The sequence below is a fragment of the Streptomyces sp. NPDC048481 genome, from assembly GCF_043200075.1.
In the GTDB taxonomy this organism is placed as follows: domain Bacteria; phylum Actinomycetota; class Actinomycetes; order Streptomycetales; family Streptomycetaceae; genus Streptomyces.
In genome coordinates this window covers 160,259-177,951 of the sequence record NZ_JBICXC010000013.1, presented here as the reverse complement: position 1 = coordinate 177,951, position 17,693 = coordinate 160,259, and the positions used below count along the sequence as shown (strand labels likewise).

General features: G+C 74.4%; 19 protein-coding genes and 1 pseudogene. 17 read left to right on the top strand and 3 right to left on the bottom strand.

Going from position 1 to position 17,693, the window contains the following annotated elements; all coding sequences use genetic code 11:
* Positions 1–81 precede the first annotated feature (81 nt).
* The 8 genes from ACGFSH_RS30835 to ACGFSH_RS30800 all read left to right on the top strand — a co-directional run bounded on the left by ACGFSH_RS30835 (position 82) and on the right by ACGFSH_RS30800 (position 4,597).
* Positions 82–384 carry a putative quinol monooxygenase gene (locus ACGFSH_RS30835; RefSeq protein ID WP_393354229.1) on the top strand — a complete coding sequence of 101 codons (303 nt, stop codon included), beginning with the start codon at positions 82–84 and terminating at the stop codon, positions 382–384.
* 139 nt (positions 385–523) lie between these two features.
* Positions 524–1,453, top strand: a complete 930-nt coding sequence (locus ACGFSH_RS30830) for an alpha/beta hydrolase (RefSeq protein WP_393354227.1) — start codon at positions 524–526, stop codon at positions 1,451–1,453.
* Between the two features lie 16 nt (positions 1,454–1,469).
* Positions 1,470–2,189, top strand: coding sequence for a helix-turn-helix transcriptional regulator (locus tag ACGFSH_RS30825; protein WP_393354225.1), 720 nt, complete (start codon positions 1,470–1,472; stop codon positions 2,187–2,189).
* Positions 2,190–2,384: 195 nt separating this feature from the next.
* On the top strand, positions 2,385–2,696 hold the full coding sequence (locus tag ACGFSH_RS30820; RefSeq protein WP_393354293.1) for a hypothetical protein: 312 nt from the start codon (positions 2,385–2,387) through the stop codon (positions 2,694–2,696).
* Between the two features lie 92 nt (positions 2,697–2,788).
* The gene (locus ACGFSH_RS30815) at positions 2,789–3,373 is read left to right on the top strand and encodes an ArsR/SmtB family transcription factor (RefSeq protein WP_393354223.1); all 585 of its coding nucleotides are present in this window, start codon (positions 2,789–2,791) and stop codon (positions 3,371–3,373) included.
* Positions 3,374–3,387: 14 nt separating this feature from the next.
* Positions 3,388–3,594, top strand: coding sequence for a hypothetical protein (locus ACGFSH_RS30810; protein WP_393354221.1), 207 nt, complete (start codon positions 3,388–3,390; stop codon positions 3,592–3,594).
* Positions 3,595–3,629: 35 nt separating this feature from the next.
* Positions 3,630–3,983 (top strand): VOC family protein, encoded by a 354-nt coding sequence (locus tag ACGFSH_RS30805; RefSeq protein WP_393354219.1) that lies wholly within the window; start codon positions 3,630–3,632, stop codon positions 3,981–3,983.
* Positions 3,984–4,393: 410 nt separating this feature from the next.
* A complete protein-coding gene (locus ACGFSH_RS30800; protein ID WP_037622929.1) occupies positions 4,394–4,597 on the top strand; it encodes a cold-shock protein in 204 nt (67 codons plus the stop codon).
* A 128-nt stretch (positions 4,598–4,725) separates the two neighbouring features.
* Here the strand turns inward: ACGFSH_RS30800 and ACGFSH_RS30795 are convergent, their stop codons facing one another.
* The gene (locus ACGFSH_RS30795; protein WP_393354217.1) at positions 4,726–5,682 is read right to left on the bottom strand and encodes a LysR family transcriptional regulator; all 957 of its coding nucleotides are present in this window, start codon (positions 5,680–5,682) and stop codon (positions 4,726–4,728) included.
* A 119-nt stretch (positions 5,683–5,801) separates the two neighbouring features.
* Here ACGFSH_RS30795 and ACGFSH_RS30790 point away from each other — a divergent pair, with 119 nt between their 5' ends.
* The 9 genes and pseudogenes from ACGFSH_RS30790 (at position 5,802) to ACGFSH_RS30750 (ending at position 15,750) form a co-directional block, all read left to right on the top strand.
* Positions 5,802–6,698, top strand: a complete 897-nt coding sequence (locus tag ACGFSH_RS30790) for an inositol monophosphatase family protein (protein ID WP_393354215.1) — start codon at positions 5,802–5,804, stop codon at positions 6,696–6,698.
* Between the two features lie 94 nt (positions 6,699–6,792).
* A complete protein-coding gene (locus ACGFSH_RS30785; RefSeq protein WP_393354213.1) occupies positions 6,793–7,416 on the top strand; it encodes an NAD(P)-dependent oxidoreductase in 624 nt (207 codons plus the stop codon).
* 286 nt (positions 7,417–7,702) lie between these two features.
* Complete coding sequence (locus ACGFSH_RS30780) at positions 7,703–8,218, top strand: hypothetical protein (RefSeq protein ID WP_393354211.1); 516 nt, start codon at positions 7,703–7,705, stop codon at positions 8,216–8,218.
* Between the two features lie 111 nt (positions 8,219–8,329).
* A pseudogene (locus tag ACGFSH_RS30775) lies at positions 8,330–8,948 on the top strand (TOPRIM nucleotidyl transferase/hydrolase domain-containing protein).
* A 276-nt stretch (positions 8,949–9,224) separates the two neighbouring features.
* Positions 9,225–10,022, top strand: coding sequence for a beta-glucanase (locus ACGFSH_RS30770; RefSeq protein WP_393354210.1), 798 nt, complete (start codon positions 9,225–9,227; stop codon positions 10,020–10,022).
* 185 nt (positions 10,023–10,207) lie between these two features.
* Positions 10,208–11,386, top strand: a complete 1,179-nt coding sequence (locus ACGFSH_RS30765; RefSeq protein ID WP_393354208.1) for a serine hydrolase domain-containing protein — start codon at positions 10,208–10,210, stop codon at positions 11,384–11,386.
* Positions 11,387–11,545: 159 nt separating this feature from the next.
* On the top strand, positions 11,546–12,547 hold the full coding sequence (locus tag ACGFSH_RS30760) for a dioxygenase (protein WP_393354206.1): 1,002 nt from the start codon (positions 11,546–11,548) through the stop codon (positions 12,545–12,547).
* Complete coding sequence (locus ACGFSH_RS30755) at positions 12,544–13,617, top strand: maleylacetate reductase (RefSeq protein ID WP_393354204.1); 1,074 nt, start codon at positions 12,544–12,546, stop codon at positions 13,615–13,617. Before ACGFSH_RS30760 ends, ACGFSH_RS30755 begins: the two co-directional genes overlap by 4 nt.
* A gap of 45 nt (positions 13,618–13,662) precedes the next feature.
* The gene (locus tag ACGFSH_RS30750) at positions 13,663–15,750 is read left to right on the top strand and encodes a WD40 repeat domain-containing protein (RefSeq protein WP_393354202.1); all 2,088 of its coding nucleotides are present in this window, start codon (positions 13,663–13,665) and stop codon (positions 15,748–15,750) included.
* A gap of 86 nt (positions 15,751–15,836) precedes the next feature.
* On the opposite strand, the gene ACGFSH_RS30745 is transcribed toward ACGFSH_RS30750, so the two are convergent.
* Positions 15,837–16,634: an ABC transporter permease gene (locus ACGFSH_RS30745; RefSeq protein ID WP_393354200.1), complete on the bottom strand. Its 798-nt coding sequence runs from the start codon at positions 16,632–16,634 to the stop codon at positions 15,837–15,839.
* Positions 16,631–17,551 (bottom strand): ATP-binding cassette domain-containing protein, encoded by a 921-nt coding sequence (locus tag ACGFSH_RS30740; RefSeq protein WP_393354198.1) that lies wholly within the window; start codon positions 17,549–17,551, stop codon positions 16,631–16,633. The genes ACGFSH_RS30745 and ACGFSH_RS30740 overlap by 4 nt, the downstream gene beginning before the upstream one ends.
* Positions 17,552–17,693 lie beyond the last annotated feature (142 nt).

Below are 17,693 nucleotides of genomic sequence, written 5' to 3'. Positions count from 1 at the left end.
GCCGGTCGCGACGCGTCACCCACCCGGCGTTCGGTCCGCGGGCCCCGCGGACCCGCCCTCCACCAGCAAGGACACGACACCATGAACAAGACCCTGCTCGCCGAGTTCACCGCCCGCGAGGGAGCACAGGACGAGGTCGCCCGTCTCATCGGCGAGTACGCCGAGAAGGTGCGCGCGGAGGAGGGCAACGTCGTCTTCGACGTCTACACCAGGCAGGCCGCCCCCCGCGCCTTCTGGGTCTTCGAGGTGTACCGGGACGAGGACGCCTTCCAGGCGCACCTGAACGCCCCGTACGGCGGTCCGTTCAACGCGGCCCTCAGCCCGCTGATCGAGGAGGACGCCTCCGTGCTGACCTTCCTGAACCCCCTGACCACGACCCCGTGAACAGGCGACTCCCTGGCCGTGACCGCCTCGCCGCGACCCACTGACCACGGTCGCCCGACGGCGGGAAGCCGCGGGTGTGGGGTGGCTCACAGGAAAAGGGTGACAGGACGGTGTCGCGGACGGCTGCGAGGGTCGCCGCATGACGATCACCGACGAGGACTGTCTCACCGAAACCCTGGCGTTCAACGAGGAGTTCGCGGCCGCCGCCGCGAACCGCCCCGCACGCGGACCCGCGCCCGACGCCGCCGCACTGGCCCTGCTGCGGCGCAACCGGCTAGGTGGCGGCACCCCGCCGGTACGGCTCCCGCAGGGGCGCACCCGCGTCGTCGACGGCGTGCCCGTGCGGGTGTTCGTCCCCGGACGCGTCGACGGCGTCCACCTCCACCTGCACGGAGGCGGCTGGGCGTTCGGCTCCGCCGACGGACAGGACGAGAGACTGTGGCGGCTCGCGGAGCAGGCGAACCTGGCCGTGGTGAGCGTCGACTACCGGCTCGCGCCGGAACACCCCTACCCCGCGGGCCCCGACGACTGCGAAGCGGCCGCCCGCTGGCTCGTGACGCACGCCGAGGCCGAGTTCGGCACCCGGCGGCTCATGATCGGCGGTGAATCGGCCGGGGCGCACCTGAGCGCCGTCACCCTGCTGCGCCTGCGCGACCGGCACTCCATGACCGGCGCGTTCCGGGCGGCCCATCTGCTCTTCGGCCCCTACGATCTGTCGATGACGCCCAGTCAGCGCTTGTTCGGCTCCAGGCCCACGCTGAGCGACACCGAGAGCCTGCGCGTCGGCTACGAGCGGTTCACGCCGAGGATGACGGCGGAGGAGCGCCGCTCGCCGGACGTCTCGCCGCTGTTCGCCGACCTGCGCGGCATGCCGCCCGCCCGGATCGTGGTGGGAACCGAGGACCCGCTGCTCGACGATTCGCTCTTCCTCGCACAACGCTGGCAGGCGGCCGGGGCTCCCGTCCGGCTCGGTGTCGTGGCGGGGGCGATGCACGGCTTCACCCTGTTCCCCCTGACCGTCACCCATCGGGAACTGCGCCGCCAGCAGAGCTTCCTGGCCACGGCGTGAGGGTAGCGTCGGGCGCATGAACCGCACTGCCCGGCTGTACGCGCTGGTGGAGGAGCTGCGCGCCGCGGCTCCGCGTCCGCTGACGGTCGCGGCGCTCGCCGCGCGGTTCGAGGTCGTCGCCCGTACCGTGCAGCGTGACCTCCAGGCGCTGATGGAGAGCGGGGTCCCACTGCGCGTTCAACCGGGCCGGGGCGGCGGCTGGACGATCGACCCGGCGATGACCCTGCCCCCGGTCCGCCTGACCGTCCAGGAGGCCGCCGCCCTGACCGCCGCGCTCGCCGCGGCCGACGCCCGCACTCCGTACGCGGGCGCGGCCCGGACCGCCGCCCAGAAGATCACGGCCGCGATGGCGGGCCCCGCCGCCGCGGCGGCCAGGGAACTCGCCGCGCGGATCGTGGCCGTCCCCGCGCCCGACGACGACGCGATCCGCAGCGCGGTGGAGAGGGCGCTCGACGGCAACACGGCCCTGCGTCTGTCGTACACGGACGCGGCGGGACGGGAGAGCGAGCGGGTCGTGGAACCGGCGGGGCTGCTGACCGCCGACGGCCGCTGGTACCTCGTCGCGTGGTGCCGGACCCGTCGCGCGGGGCGGGGCTTCCGGCTGGACCGAATCACCGCGGCGGCCCCGACCGGCGAACAGGCGTCCTCCCACGACCTGTCCGCGCTGCTGCGAGGCTCGGCCGCCGCCGCGGCGGTGCGGCCGGCCGCCCTGACGCCGCTCGCCCCGCGGCCCTGAGGACAGACTCCCCACCGGCGACAGGCTCCCTGCCGACGACGGGGGTCCGCCCCCCTCGCGGCGATGACCTGTGGCGGACATGTCGCGACGCGGGCTTCCCGGTGGTGCGGATATCCCGTTGTGGGGCCGGGGGCGCGACCGTAAGGTCCCTGCATGTCCCTACGTGTCCTCATGCGACAAGCCCTGCCCGAAGCGATGCGCGCGCGTGACAGGACCGCGGTGAGCGCGCTGCGCGCGACACTCGCGGCGCTGGACAACGCGGAGGCCGTGCCCATGGACGAAGCGAAGCAGGCCGGTGCCGTGGAACTGTCGCCGGTCGGCGTGGGCGCCACCGAGGCGGCCCGGCGTGGCCTGAGCGAGGCCGAGGTGCGGGACATCGTGCGCGCCGAGATCGCCGAACGGCTGGACGCAGCGGCCCGGTTGACCGCCCCGGCGCATGCCGAGCGAGCCGCACGCCTGCGGACCGAGGCCGCCGTCCTGCTTCGACTCCTGGACTCCGCTGCCTGAGTCCGCCTGATCCTGCTCGATCCGCGGCATGCAAAGGACCCGTTGCAAAGAATCAGTTGCAACGAATCCTTTGCATGCGTAGAGTCATCCCCATGAAGGAGCCCCAGGACTCGGATGTCCGCAGTCTCGACGCCCGCTCGTTGCGCGGGCTCGCCCACCCGCTGCGCATGCGGCTGCTGGACGCCCTGCGCTTCGACGGCCCGGCCACCGCCTCCCGACTGGCGGAGAAACTGGGCGAGTCGAGCGGAGCGACCAGCTACCACCTGCGCCAGCTCGCCGCCCACGGCTTCATCGAGGACGACCCGGAGCGGGGCAAGGGCAGGGAGCGCTGGTGGCGGGCCGCACACCAGGGGCTGCGCTTCGACGACGCCCTGCTGACCGACACCAACCCCGAGGTGCGCGGCGCCGCCGACACCTACCTCCACGAGGTCGCGACCACTCAGGCCCGCGACCTGTCGACCTGGCTCGGCAACCGGCACACCTGGCCGCAGGAATGGCACCGCACCTGGGACATGAGCAGCGCGACGCTCAGGCTGACGCCCGAACTCACCCAGGAACTGGTCGAGAAGATGCACGCGCTCGTCGAGACCTACCGCGACCGCGCGCTCGACGAGGACGACCCCGGCGCCGCCCGGGTGCGCATCCAGACCCGCACGTTTCCCCTGCCCACGGAATGAGAGGCCTTCGCCCGATGCATCCCGAGACCCATCTCGCCCTGCACCACGTCCGCGCCGCCGCACTCCGGGCGGAAGCCGACACCCACCGTCTCGCCGCCACCGCCACGTGCGCCGACGCCCCCCGCACCCCGGGGGCCGTGCGGACCCGGCTCGGCTGGACCCTCGTGGAGGTCGGCCTGCGACTGGCCGCCGCGCCCCGCACGAGCGCGGCCGTCTCCTGACCCCGGCCCGGCCGCCGTCCTGGCAGGATGACGGCATGGAACGTGTGCTGGGAATCGGTGGACATTTCCTGAGGGCGGCGGACCCCGTCGCGCTCGGCGCGTGGTACCGCGACTGCCTCGGTCTGGACGCCGACGACAACGGCGTGTGGACCCAGGAACCCGGACCGACGGTGTTCGCGACGTTCGAGTCCGGGACCGACTACTTCGGAGACCGCGCCCAGGGGACCATGCTCAACTTCCGCGTCCGCGATCTCGACGCGATGCTCGCGCAACTGCGCGCCAAGGGCGCCGCAGTGGAGGAGCAGACGCAGGAGATGGAGGGGGTCGGCCGGTTCGGCTGGGTCACGGATCCCGAAGGCAACCGCGTCGAGCTGTGGCAGCCCGCCTGACCCCCGCCGCCCGAGGCCGCCCGGAAAGCCCGTCACCCGCACCGGTGACGGCCGGGCGGCCGCCGATCGGGTGACGGCGGCGAGTATCCGCAGGACGGGCGAGGACGCGCGCCCGTCCCGCCGGCCGGACATATCCCTCCGGAACGGAGCCGCCGCCGACGCGCCCGCGAGCGGCCGGAACCGTGCGCGTCTGCTCCGGCCGGGCGCTCCCGTGTCGCACAGGCGGCGGATCATGCCCGTTGCTCTCTGGTGGGGGCCGCTCTCGCCGTGTAGCGTCGTCGTCAGCTGTCGTGGTTCGCAGTACCTGCCCGCGCCGTCGCGTGGGCGTTTTGCTGTGCAGTGCCGGACCAGGGCGATCACCTCCGGGGCCGCGCGGTGCGGTTCCCGACTAACAACTGGGAGGCACCAGCATGGCCAGCGGAACCGTGAAGTGGTTCAACGCCGAAAAGGGCTTCGGCTTCATCGCCCAGGACGGCGGCGGACCGGACGTCTTCGCGCACTACTCCAACATCAACGCCACCGGCTTCCGTGAGCTCCAGGAGGGCCAGGCGGTCACCTTCGACATCACGCAGGGCCAGAAGGGCCCGCAGGCGGAGAACATCACGCCTGCCTGATCTCGGACCCCGTCGGGCCCCGGAGCGCGTGCGCTCCGGGGCCCGACGCGTTCTGCCCCCCCCGTGTTCCGCCCCCCGCACGGTCCGGCGGCCGCAGGATTCCCGCCGACACCATCGCCGCCGCCCTCTCAGTCGGAAGCCGGCCCTGCGTCGCCCTCCCCGGTGACGTCGTCCTCGTCGGCGGCAGCCTCACAGGCGTGCCGCAGAGCGGTGCGGGCCCGGTCGCGCAGCCAGGCGTGGGCGGGGTCGTTGGCGTAGCGCTGATGCCATGACAGATGGACGGGGATCAGTGGCATCGGCAGGGGCAAGGGCAGGGTGTGGAGGCCGAGTTGGTCCAGCAGAGGGCGGCTGACGAGGCGGGGGACCGCGACGACGAGGTCCGTACGCCGGACGAACTGCAGGGCGGTGGCGTGGGTGGCGGTGGCGGCCACCACCTGCCGGCTCCTGCCCAGCCCCTCCAGCGCGTCGTCGATCGGATCGCGCAGCCGGCCGCGGCGGGACACGGTGATGTGCGCCGCGGCCGTGTAGTCGTCGAGGGACAACGCGCTCCGGGACAGGGGGTGTTCGGGGCGCAGGGCGACCACGAGCCGGTCCTGGCCCGCCGGTTCGTGACGGAACTCGGGCGACACCGGTTCGGACGCCCCGGCCTCCAGGTCGACTTCTCCCCGGCGCGGGTCATGGGTGTCGGAACCGGCCTCGCCGAGGAAGCGCAGACGCACTCCCGGGGCCTCGGCGCGCAACGAGCGGAGCAGAGCCGGACCGGCCGCCGCGGCGAGCGCGTCGTGCCATCTCAGGGTGAAGGTCCGTTCCAGTGACGGCAGGTCGATCTCCGTGTGCGGGGAGAGGACCGACCGCGCCTGCTGGACCAGGTCGTGCACGGTGGCCCGCAGGGCCAGGGCGCGGGGCGTCGGGGTCATGGTCCGGCCGGTGCGCACCAGGATGTCGTCACCGGTGGCCCGCCGGATGCGACCCAGCGTGCGGCTCATCGCGGGCGCCGAGACATGGAGCCGGGCGGCGGCGTCGGTCACGCTGCCCTCCTCCAGCAAAGCATCCAGAGCGATGAGCAGATTCAAATCAAGTTGCATGAGGGTAAATCCAGTCGTAACTAGATTGCATTTGAAGTTAATGATGCCCGGTCCTAACTTCGAAGGCGAGCGGCCGACAGGCCCAACTCCCTTTCTGCGTAGGAGCGATCGTGAACGCCATGTCCAACTCACGTAGCAGCCGAGCCACCTCCACCGTCGCGGCGGAGGCCGTGGCGAACGTGGGGAACCACGCGAACACCGCGACCGCCTCGGCCGTCGACACCGATGGGCTCGAAGCGGTTCTGGAGCGCGCGGTGGCGGCCGTGCGGCAGGCCGGGGCGCTGTTGCTCGACCGTCATGACACGGACGCGCGCCCGGTCGACCTCGACGGCGTCGTGCGCGCCATCGACGCCAACGACGCGGCCGTTCTCGCGGTCCTCAAGGAGCCGCTGCTCGCCGCGCGGCCCGGTTCGCGATGGGAGGAGGACGAACTGGCCGGCGGCCTGCTCCCCGAGGGCGATTGGTGGGTGGTGGACACCGCCGAGGGCAACATCAACCACATCCACGGCATGGGCGACTGGGGCGTGACGGCCGCCCTGGTGCGCGACAACGCACCGGTGCTGACCGTGGTCCACCTGCCGCTCACCGGCGACACCTACACCGCGCTCAGGGGCCGGGGCGCCTTCCTGAACGGCGAACCACTGCGGGTCTCCGCAAAGACCGACCTGAACGCGGCTCTCGTGGGCACCGGCCAGGCCAAGCCGGGCGAGGAGGAGGACGCCCTGCGGCGCATGGGCGGCGCGGTGACCGGCATGCTGCTCGCGGCACTGGTCGTCCGGGTCTCCGTGCCGGCCACGATGCAGCTCGTCCACGTGGCCGCCGGCCGCATGGACGCCTTCTGGCAGTTCTCCGACGTGCGCTCCGGCCTGCTGCCCGGCGCGCTGCTCGTCTCGGAGGCCGGCGGCGTGGTCACGGACACCCGCGGCGAGCCGTGGAGCCTCGCCGCGGAGGACTTCCTGGCCTGCGCCCCCGGTCTGCACGGCCAGGTCGTCGACGTCCTGTCCGACCCGCGCTGAATGCGCCGCGCCGGGGCGCCGTACCGCCGTGCCCCGCACGCCGTGCACCCGCAACAACACCTCCGCCCCTCGGCCGTCACGCCTGGAGACCCTCGTGAAGATCGCTGTACTCGGTTCGACCGGACGGACCGGCCGCCTGCTGGTCGCCCGCTCCCTGGCGCGCGGACACGACGTCGTCGCCCTGGCGCGCCGGCCCGAACAGGTCGGGCCCCACCCGGCGGGAAGCCTGCGCGTGGCCCGGGCGGACGTCGGCGACCCCGGAAGCGTCCGGGCGGCCGTCGAGGGCGCCGACGTCGTGCTGAGCGGCCTGGGCGTCACCGGGAAGCAGGATCCGGCGATCCTCGTGGACGGCGCCCGTGAGGTCGCGTCGGCCGGGGTGCGCGTCATCTGGCTCGCCTCCCTGGGCATGGGCGGCACCGAAGGGGCGCTGGGCGCGGTCGGCGGGGCGCTCGTGCGACGAGTCCTGCGGCGCGAGTGGGACGCCAAGAGAATCTCCGGCCGCACGGTCCGCGAGGCCGGCGGCACCGCCGTCCACGCCGGGCCGCTGACCGACCGGCCGTACCGGGGCGGCGGACGACTCCTGCGGGCCGGCGCGTTCGGACCGCGCGCCATCCCGCCCAGGGCCTCACGGGAGGGCGTCGCCGCACTCATGGTGGCGGAGGCGGAGACGCCGTGTTTCGTCGACGAGGACACCGTCGCGCTGTTCGACGGACGGTGAGCCGCTGGGCCTGCCCGCCCGTGAACCGCCCCCAGGTTGCCGGGGCGGGCGGCCTGAAGGAATCGGATCGTTGCAACGTTGCATGCGGTGGGCGTCGCGGCAGACGACAGGTCAAGCCCTGAAATCGCCGTCCACATCGGGGCTTTCGGGCGTCACGGGTGATAAATAAGTTGTGGGAGATCCGAACCGTCCGTAGCGTTTCCTTCGTCGGAAACTGTGGACCGGTGCGCCTCGCCGAGCGGGGGAAGGCCTGGATCCGCAAGGGGGGCGGTCGAGGGGCGGGGTCATGGACGGAGTGCGCGAAGAGCGACGGGCGGCGCCCGGCAGACTCATGGCCTTCGCCCGCTTCGTGCTGTGCGGCGGGGGAGTGGGAGTGGCCTCCAGCTTCGCCGTGGCGGCCCTCGCCTGCGAGATCCCCTGGACCCTGGCCAACGCCGTCGTCACCGCCGGCTCCACCCTCGTCGCCACCGACCTCCACGCGCGCTTCACCTTCGGCGCGGGCGGGCCGGCGACCTGGCGCCAGCACGCTCAGTCGGCGGGTTCCGCGGCGGCCGCGTACGCGCTGACCTCGATGGCGATGATCACGCTGCGGGCCACGGTGGATTCGCCCGGCGCGCTGTGCGAACAGGCCGTGTACCTGTCCGCCTCCGCGCTCGCCGGGGTCGCGCGGTTCGCGGTCCTGCGCCTGGTCGTCTTCGCGCGCGGCCGCTCGCAGGAGGCCGCCGTCCACGCACCGCTGCCCGTGCCCGCCGACCGCACCGCGTCCCCCACCGACCGCACGGCGCTCTGCCCCGCGGCCTGACCGGTCCGCCGGGGCGCTGGTGGCAGCGGTGCGCGGGCGTGCGCGTCGGACGTCGCCCGCGCCGCCGAATATCGCGTGCGCGGCCGCCCGTGGCCGTAGCAGACTCGCGGCATGGCCGACATGCGCACGTTCCGGGACGAGGTCGAGGTCTGGGCGGGCGGCGGCCCCGGCGGGCGGGCGGCGGAGCTGGCCGGACTGCTGAGGGTGCGCACCGCGGTCCTGGTGGAAGGGCTCAGCGACCTCGCGGCCGTCGAGGCGCTGGCCGCGGCGCGGGGCAGGGACCTGGCGGCCGAAGGGGTGTGCGTGACGCCGATGGGCGGGGCGATGAGCGTCGGCCGCCACGCCCTGCTCCTGGGACCGCCCGGCCTCGGACTGCGGCTGATCGGCCTGTGCGACGAGCGTGAGAAGCCCTTCTTCGACCGTGCCCTCGATCCAGTCCTGGACACCGCGGCCGCGGGTGCACGTGTGCACGGCGGACCTGGAGGGCGAACTCATCCGCGCGCTGGGTCCCACACGCGTCGAAGGGATCGTCGAGGCGGAGGACGAACTGCGCGCCTGGCGGACCTTCGTACGGCAGCCGGCGCAGCACGGCAGGCCGCGGGAGCAGCAGTTGCGACGCTTCATGGGCACGAAGAAGGGGCGCAAGATCCGGTACGGACGGGTTCTGGTGGAGGCCCTCGCGCCCGGCCGGGCGCCCGCCCCGCTGGAGGACCTGTTCGCCGGCCTGTGACCCGTCGGCCCCCTCGCCCGCCCGCCTCGCTCACACCGCGCGCCTCCCGCGTCCCCTCGTTGACGGCGGCCTCCGTCCGCGGGTGAGGCCGGCGGGGACGGCGCGCCGGTCCACGGCCGTGCGCCCGGCCCGTGAGCCGTGCGGCCGGTCCACGGGTCGTGCGCACCGGGGTTCAACGGGCCCTCCACCGCCGTTCGTTCACCCGTGAGAGTTGTCCTTCCCTCCGGTTCTCCCGGCCTCCGCATGCCGAGGTCATATGCGGAGCAGCCTCCGCGCATGGAGAATCACGTACACGACGGAACACCGTCGGCAGAGGGGATCGGACCCGGTCCCGAGGTCGTCTTCACAGCGGACTTCGCGTCCACGCGGCAGTGGGTGGCGGGGCGCTCGTGGGCCTATCCCGACGGCGGACCCGTCAACCCCGGCGACAACAAACTGGATCACCTGACGGCGGACCCCGCGTACAGCCGCGCGGGGACGTTCCGCGCCACCTTGCGCAGGGACGGCCTGTGGGACACGGGCCTGCTCACCACGGAAGGCAGCGAGGAGGGCTTCACCGTCCGCACGGGAGACGTGCTGGAGGCGCGGGTGCGCCTGCCCCGCGAGGCCGGGGCGTGGCCGGCCATCTGGACCTGGCGGGACGGCGGCCAGGAGATCGACGTCTTCGAGTACCACCCCGACAACCCCGACCTGCTGGAGCTGACCAACCACGTCCGCGGCGGCAACTCCTACTACCGCGACCCGTCCGTCAGCCCGGGCGGACAGGTCGATCTGCGCGTCCGGTTCGGCTCGCGGTCCGTGGTCTGGTGGGTGAACGGCCGCCAGGTGTTCGCCGACCGCCAGGGCGTCGGGCGCTCCTGGCACGCCTATCTCATCGTCAACCTGTCGGTGTGCGCGGGCCGTTACCATCCGCCGCCGGCACCCCACGTCAAGGAGATGTCGTACGAGGTTCAGAGCCTCGTCGTGAGACGCCCCGCCGGACTCGCGGACACGGAAGCCGACGAGCCCGAGGCGCACGAGCCCGAGGCCCATGAGCCACCGGCCCGGGGGACCGCGGTCGAGAGCGGGGCCTGACCGACGTCGGCGCGCGCCCGATGACGAACGCCGACGGACGCGGGGGACAACCGAGGAGGTGAGGCGAACCCGCTTCCGGGGCACGGGGCTCGGGGGCGTACAGGGGCCTGGGTGGGGATGTCCCCCGCCTCGGGCCTGGGGTCCGCCGGATCGTGGACCGGAGGCGACGGACATAGCGTTCGGCCATGACTCCCACCCCGCGCAAGCGCCTCGTTCTCGTGCTGGTCGCCGCCGGCCTGCTGGCCGCCGGGGTGACCGGCGCCGATGCCCGGCCGATGCGTCCCTCGCCCGCCGAGCGGCTGCGCCAGGACGTCGAGGCGATCCACGCACTCGGCGTCAGCGGCGTGCAGGCCCGCGCGGTCGCGCCCGACGGCCGGGAGTCGGTCGCCACCAGCGGCACGGCAGACCTGCGCACCGGCCGGCCGGTCCCGCCCGACGGCTCCTTCCGCATGGCCAGCACGGCCAAGACGCTGGTCGCCACGGTGGTGCTCCAACTGGCGGCGGACGGACGGCTGTCGCTGGACGACACCGTCGAGAGCCTGCTGCCGGGCGTGGTGCGCGGCAGCGGCAACGACGGCCGCCGGATCACCGTCCGCCAACTGCTCCGGCACACCGCGGGCATCCATGACGACCTGCCCGGATACACCACGCCCGAGGAGTACCGGCAGCAGCGCCACGACGTCCACCGGCCCGAGGAGCTGATCGCCCGCGCGATGACCCACGCACCGGACTTCCCGCCCGGCGAGGGCTGGCAGTACTCCAACACCGGTTACGTCCTGCTGGGTTCGATCGTCCGGCAGGTGACCGGCCACCCCGTCCACCAGGAGATCGAGGAGCGCGTCCTGCGCCCGCTCGGCCTCGACCGGACGCGCTGGACCGGCGTCTCGCCCGCCCTGCCCCGGCCGCACGCCCGCGGCTACCAGCACTTCGGCCCCGGCTCCACGGTGGACGTCACCGACCAGATACCGGTGGACCACGAGACCGCGTTCGCCACGACCACCCGGGACGAGAACAGGTTCCTGCGCGCGCTGCTCGGCGGCCGTCTGCTGCCCGCACGGCAACTGGCCGAGATGAAGCGGACGGTTCCCGTGAACGAGGAGGTCGGACAGCTGTGGCCCGGGGGCCGCTACGGACTCGGCCTGGTCGAGCGGCCGCTGAGCTGCGGAGGAACATACTGGAGCCACGAGGGCGGCGACGGCGGCTACATCACCCTCAACGGTGTCACGGAGGACGGCCGGCGCAGCGTCGTCGTGTCCATGTCCGAAGCGCGCGGCGACAGCCCCGCGCACATCCTGGAGCAGGAGAACGCGGCCGGCGCGCTGGTGGACCACGCCCTGTGCGCGGGGAGCCACCGAGCCCGGTGAGCCGGTGCCGGGGGCCGGGCGTGCCGTCCGGCCGCCGTTCCGGCCGCCGCAACGCCGCGGGCGGCCGTACGCGCATAGGGTCGTCCCAGTCGGCCGGCCGCGGCGCCGCACGGCAGCGCTGTCCGCCGGCCGGAGACGCCGTCCCCTTGGAGGTACGCCATGCCCGGCACCGACGAAGCCGCGAAGGCCATCACCGCCGCGGTCGTCGACAGCTTCCGCGACACCCCGGATCCGCGGCTGCGCGAACTGCTCCAGGGGCTCGTGCGCCATCTGCACGACTACGTTCGCGAGGTGCGTCCCACGACGCGGGAATGGGAGCGGGCCGTGGACTACCTCACCGCGGTCGGGCAGACCTGCGGCCCCACCCGCCAGGAGTTCATCCTGCTCTCCGACGTGCTGGGCCTGTCCATGCTGGTGGAGACGGTGAACGAGCGGGGCGGCGGCACCGAGGGCACGGTCCTCGGCCCGTTCCACGTCGTGCCGTCCCCGCGGCGCGCAAGCGGCGACAGCGTCGACCTCCTGGGCTCCGGACCGCCCTGCGTCGTGTCGCTCCGCGTCCTGTCGGCGCACGGCAGGCCGCTGGCCGCGGCGAACGTGGACGTGTGGCAGTGCACCGGGGACGGCTTCTACGACGTCCAGCAGCCCGGCGTCCAGCCGCCCGGCAACGGACGCGGCCTCTTCCGCACCGACGACGGGGGCCGCCTCTGGTTCCGCACCGTCGTGCCCAGCCACTACCCCATCCCGACGGACGGCCCGGTGGGACGGCTGCTCGCCGCGAGCGGACGGCACCCGTACCGCCCCGCGCACATCCACTTCCTCGTCGACGCCGCGGGCCACCGGCCGCTCACGACGCACGTCTTCGTCGCCGGCAGCCCCTACCAGGACTCGGACGCCGTCTTCGCCGTCAAGGACAGCCTGGTCGTCGACTTCACACCGGTCGGCGACGAGGAGCGGGCCCGTGCGTACCGGGTCGCCGCGCCTTTCCGCATGGCCGAGTTCGACATCGTCCTGGAGCCCGCTCCGGCCGGGACCGACGCACACGATCCGGTGACGGCTGGGCCGGAGCCGACGGGGCCTGGAACCGGCGGGTCCGAGGCCGGAGTGTCCGCGACGAGCGGAGCCGGAACGGACGGACCCGGGACGGGCGGGGAAGCGCGGTGAACGGGCCGCTCTCCTTCACCCACCAGGCGCTGCCGATGCGGGTGGTGATGGGCGTGGGAGCCGTCGACCGGCTCGCCGACGAGATCGACCGCGCCGGCCTCGCGCGGGTCCTGGTGCTGTGCTCGCCCGGCCGGCGCGAACTGGCCGAGACCGTCGCCGCACGCCTCGGCGCCCGGGTGGCGGACATCCACCCGCACGCCCGCGTGCACGTGCCCGCAGCGACCGCGGACGACGCCGTGCGGCGCGCCGCGGAGGTGAACGCGGACGGCTGCCTCGCCGTCGGCGGCGGCTCGGCCGTCGGCCTCGGGAAGATCGTCGCCCTGCGGCAGGGTCTGCCGGCCGTCGCGGTGCCGACGACGTACGCCGGATCCGAGATGACGCCGGTGTGGGGCCTGACGGACGACGGCGTCAAGCGCACGGGCCGTGATCCGCGCGTCCTGCCCGTGTCGGTGCTCTACGACCCCCGGCTCACCGTGGGCCTGCCCGCGGACGTCTCGGCGGCCAGCGGCATCAACGCGATCGCCCACGCGGTCGAGGCACTGTACGCGCCCGACACCTCGCCGATCGTCGCCCTGATGGCGGAGGAAGGCGTGCGGGCCCTGGCCGGCGCGCTCCCGGACGTCGTCGCCGACGGCGCCGACCTCGACGCCCGCTCCCGCGCCCAGTACGGCGCCTGGCTGTGCGGCGCCTGCCTCGGGGCCACCACCATGTCGCTGCACCACAAGCTCTGCCACGCCCTCGGCGGCACCCTCGACCTGCCGCACGCGGCCACCCACACCGTGGTCCTGCCGCACGCCCTCGCCTACAACCAGGGCGCGGCGCCCGGGGCGGTGGCGGCGCTCGGCCGCGCCCTCGGCGGCCGCGCCGACCCGGCCACCGCGCTGTGGGACCTCGCCGGCCGGCTCGGCGCCCCGCGCTCCCTGCGCGAGCTGGGCATGGCGTACGACGACATCGACCGGATCGTCGGGATCACACTGGCCGCCCCGTACGCCAACCCCCGCGAGGTGACGGCGGACGGCCTCGGACGGCTCCTGCGCGCCGCCTGGGCCGGACGGCCGCCCACCGGCTGAGGGCCCCGCCCGCCCGTTGTCGGCGCCGACTGCGAGAATCGCGCCATGACGGCGAAACTCCCCCTGCACAGCGCCCGTTGGCGCGAGCTCCGCGGCGTGACCGCCGACGACGTGTCGGCCCTGCTGGAGGAGATGGCCCGCGCGGCCGCCGCGGGGAGCGACGACGCGTGGCGGCGGAGCTGGACCGACCTGGCGCAGAGCCTGCTGGACGACGGAACCGTCCACGACGGCGCCTACGCGGCCCTGCCCCATCTCGTGGAGGCGGCAGCGGAGTTGCCACCGGACCGGTCCGCCGACTTCTGGGTCGACCTGGGATACGTCGTGACCGCGGAGGACAGGCCCCCCGTCCCGGCGGACCTCGCGGACGGGTTCGCCGCCGCCCTCCGGCTCGCCGAACGGGCGGCCGTGCGCAGCCTCGTCGCCGGTGTTCCCGCCGAGAGCGCCGCCCGCCTCGCGCTGAGCTGCGCCGCCTTCGCCGGTCATCCCACCGCCGCGGCACTGTGGTCCCTGGCGCCCGGGGAACCCGAGCTGCGGCTGGTCTGCCCCGCGTGCGACGCGGACAGCGAGATCCCGGAGTTCTTCGCGGACCCGGTTCGGCCGCCCTTCACGCCGCCGGAGCCGCCCGAGCCCGCTCACGCCGTCACCGGAGGGGGCCCCTGGGCGGCGGTCGTCCCGGCGCTGGAGCAGCAATCGCCCGCGCGGACGGCGGGAGAGGGGTGGGAGCCCTTTTTCCGGGTGGCACGCGACGTGGCGGCCGCCGGGGTGCCCCGCGCCACCCCGGGGTGGGCAGTCCTCTGCCTGGTCGCGTGCACGGTCGCGGTCACCGGGATCCCTCGGCCGGCCGGCAGGGAACAGGGCCGGCGGCTGATGCGGCTCGCGGGGAACTTCCGGTGCTGGAACTGCGAGCAGACCTGGACGATCGCCGACGGCCTGGCGGACGACCCGGAAGGAGCGCGGCCTCTCAGCCGTGACACGCCGGCGTGGACGGACGAGGAGGGTCCTGCCGCCCCGCCGAAGCCGGCCCCGGCCCGCCGGCCGGGGGAAGCCGCGGCCAGGCTCCGGCAGCAGGGCGACATGCTCGTCGACGCCGACGGGACTCCCTGGGCCCGTCTGGCGGCGTTCTCCGGCCCCGGCCCCGGCCCCGGCTCCGGCTCCGGTTCCATCGGAGGCGTCGAGGCGCTGACGGTCGTCTCCCGCCCCGGCCGGCCGGTCCTCGTGGCCGGCGGCGACGACGAGGGCGAGGTGTTCCTCTGGGATCCGGCCGACGGCCGGCTCGTCCACGGCCCGTGGGCGGGGCATCCCGGCAGGGTCTCCGCGCTGGCGGCCCTGTCCCTGCCCGGCGACGCCGTCGTGGTGGCGAGCGGGGACGACTCGGGGACGGTCGCCCTGTGGGACGCGGCGCAGGGCCGACTGCTCGCCGCCCGGCCCGAGTTCGGCCCGCCCGTCCGCCAGCCGGCAGGCCACCGGCCCGACGCGGTGACCGCCCTGTGCGTCGCGGCTCTCCCCGACGGACGGACCCTTCTGGTCACCGCCACCGGCCGGGGCGCGGTCAGACTGCGGGACCCCGCCACCGGCGAGGCGGTCGGACGCCTCAACCCGTACGGTCGTGTGATCCGGTCGATGGCCGCCGTCCCGGTCGCGGCAGGGCACACGCTGATCGCCGCCTCGGACGGCAGGGGCGGCGTCGAGGTCTGGGATCCGGCCGTCGACGACCCGTGGGACGGCGGCCTCGCCGTGCAGCCCGACCCACGTGCCCTCGACGAGGCCGGCCACCGGGTCGCCGCCGTGGCGGCCGTGCCCGCAGCGGCCCGCTCCCTGCTGGCCACTGCGGACGACCGAGGCGGCGTCATGCTGTGGGACCCCGCGACCGGTCTCCCGGCCGGCGACGGCCTGCCCCCGTCCACGGGCACCGCGGGCCCACCGGTCATGGCCGCTGCCCGACTGCCCGACGGCCGCACCGTCCTGACCGTCGGCAGCAGACTCGGACGCAGCCTGCGCGTATGGGAACCGGAGACCGGGACTCTGCGGCACATCGCCCTCGACGCGCCCCTCACCTGCCTGGCCGCCGCGGGCTCCCACCTGATCGTCGGCCATGCCCACGGAGCCCTGAGCGTCCCCCTCACCGGACAGTGAACCCGCGCGGCCCCGCGGACGTGCACGGCCCCGCCCCGCCCGGAGTTCTCCGGCAGGGTGCGCCCCGGGCCTTCGCGGACACGCCCTCACACGTCGCGGCGCCGCACGACGAGCACGGCGACCGCCAGTGAGACGAGCGGCCAGAGCGCGTACACGGTCCAGGAGCCGGACACCGTGGGTGTGTAGCCGAGGGATCCCGGATCCGGGCCCCATGGCTGCACCAGGCGGTTCCAGGCGGTCGGCACCATCGTGTGCCTGACGTCCGCCGACCAGCGGTCGCTCTCCGAGAACATGGTGGGCAGCATCAGCAGGACGAAGACGCCGGTGACCATGGTCGCGGCGGCGTGCCGCAGCACGACGCCCAGACCCAGGCCGACCAGCGCGCACACCGGAGCCAGCAGCGCGGACGCCGCCAGCGCCCGGAACACCCCGGGGTGGGTGATCGCGACCCCGCCGCCGCGGTCGTCCAGGACGGCCTGGGAGACGAGGAAGGAGCCGACGGAGACGACCGTGCCGACCACGGTCCACAGAGCGGCGGTGACGGCCGCCTTGGCCAGCACGACCGCACCGCGGGCGGGGACCGCCACGGTCGTGGTACGCATCATGCCGCTGCCGTACTCGCTCACGACGCTGAGCGCGCCCATGGCCGAGGCGACCAGCATCAGCGTCCAGTAACCGGCCGCCGGGTAGGCGTCGAAGGGGCGGAAGCCGGCGGGGCCGGTGTCCGCCGCACCGTCCGCCAGCGTGGCGAACGCGGCGGAGCCGACGACGAAGAGGGCGGTCGGTGCGATCGTCCACGGGGTGGAACGCAGGGACCGCGTCTTGATCCACTCGGCCGCGAGCAGGTCGCCGAAGCGGGCGGGCGGAGCGGCGAGGGAGGTCATCGGGGCCCTCCGGTCGTGTACTCGACACTGTCCGCGGTGAGTTGCATGAACGCGTCCTCCAACGAGGGTGTACGGGCGGTGAGTTCCTCGATCCGGATCCGGTTGTCGAAGGCGATCGCCCCGATCCGCTCCGCCGGGAGACCGGTCACGTCGAGCTTTCGCGCGCCCGGCGGGCCGGCCGTCTCGACCGAGGCGCCCGCCGCCGTCAGCAGGGCCGCCAGCTCGGCGGCCCGCGGTGTGCCGACCACGACCGTGCGACGCGTGCCGCGTGCCGCGAAGTCCGCGAGCGGCTCGGCGGCGACGAGGCGGCCCCGGCCGATCACGACGAGATCGTCGGCGGTGTTCTCCATCTCCGACATCAGGTGGCTGGAGAGGAACACCGTGCGTCCCTCGGCGGCCAGGCGCCGGAAGAGCCCGCGCGCCCAGAGCACGCCCTCGGGGTCCATGCCGTTGACCGGTTCGTCGAACATCAGGACCGGCGGGTCGCCGAGCAGTGCGGCGGCGATGCCCAGCCGCTGCCGCATGCCCAGGGAGAAGCCGCCGACGCGGCGGCCCGCCGCCTCCGACAGACCCACCTCCCCGAGCACCTCGCCCACCCGGCGTCGCGGAATGCCGTTGCTGCGGGCCAGTGCGCACAGATGGGCCGCGGCGCTGCGTCCGCCGTGGACCTGGCCCGCGTCGAGGAGGGCGCCGGCGTGCCGCAGCCCGCGTGGACGGCGGCGGAAGGGCAGGCCGCCGACGGTGGCGGTGCCCGCGGTGGGCTCGTCCAGCCCCAGGATCATCCGCAACGTGGTGGACTTTCCGGCCCCGTTGGGCCCCAGGAATCCGGTGACCCGGCCCGGCCGGACGATGAAGGACAGATGGTCGACGGCCGTCCTGCCGCCGAAGCGCTTGGTGAGTTCGCTGACTTCGATCACGGCGTCCACACTGCCGCGACGACCCGCCCCCGGGCATGCGGCCGTGGACGGCAACTCCCGTCCCGGCATGCACCCGTGGGCGTACGTCCCGGGGCCGATGCCGGGCCGACCGCGGCCGGTTAGTCTCGCGGCGTGAACCTCC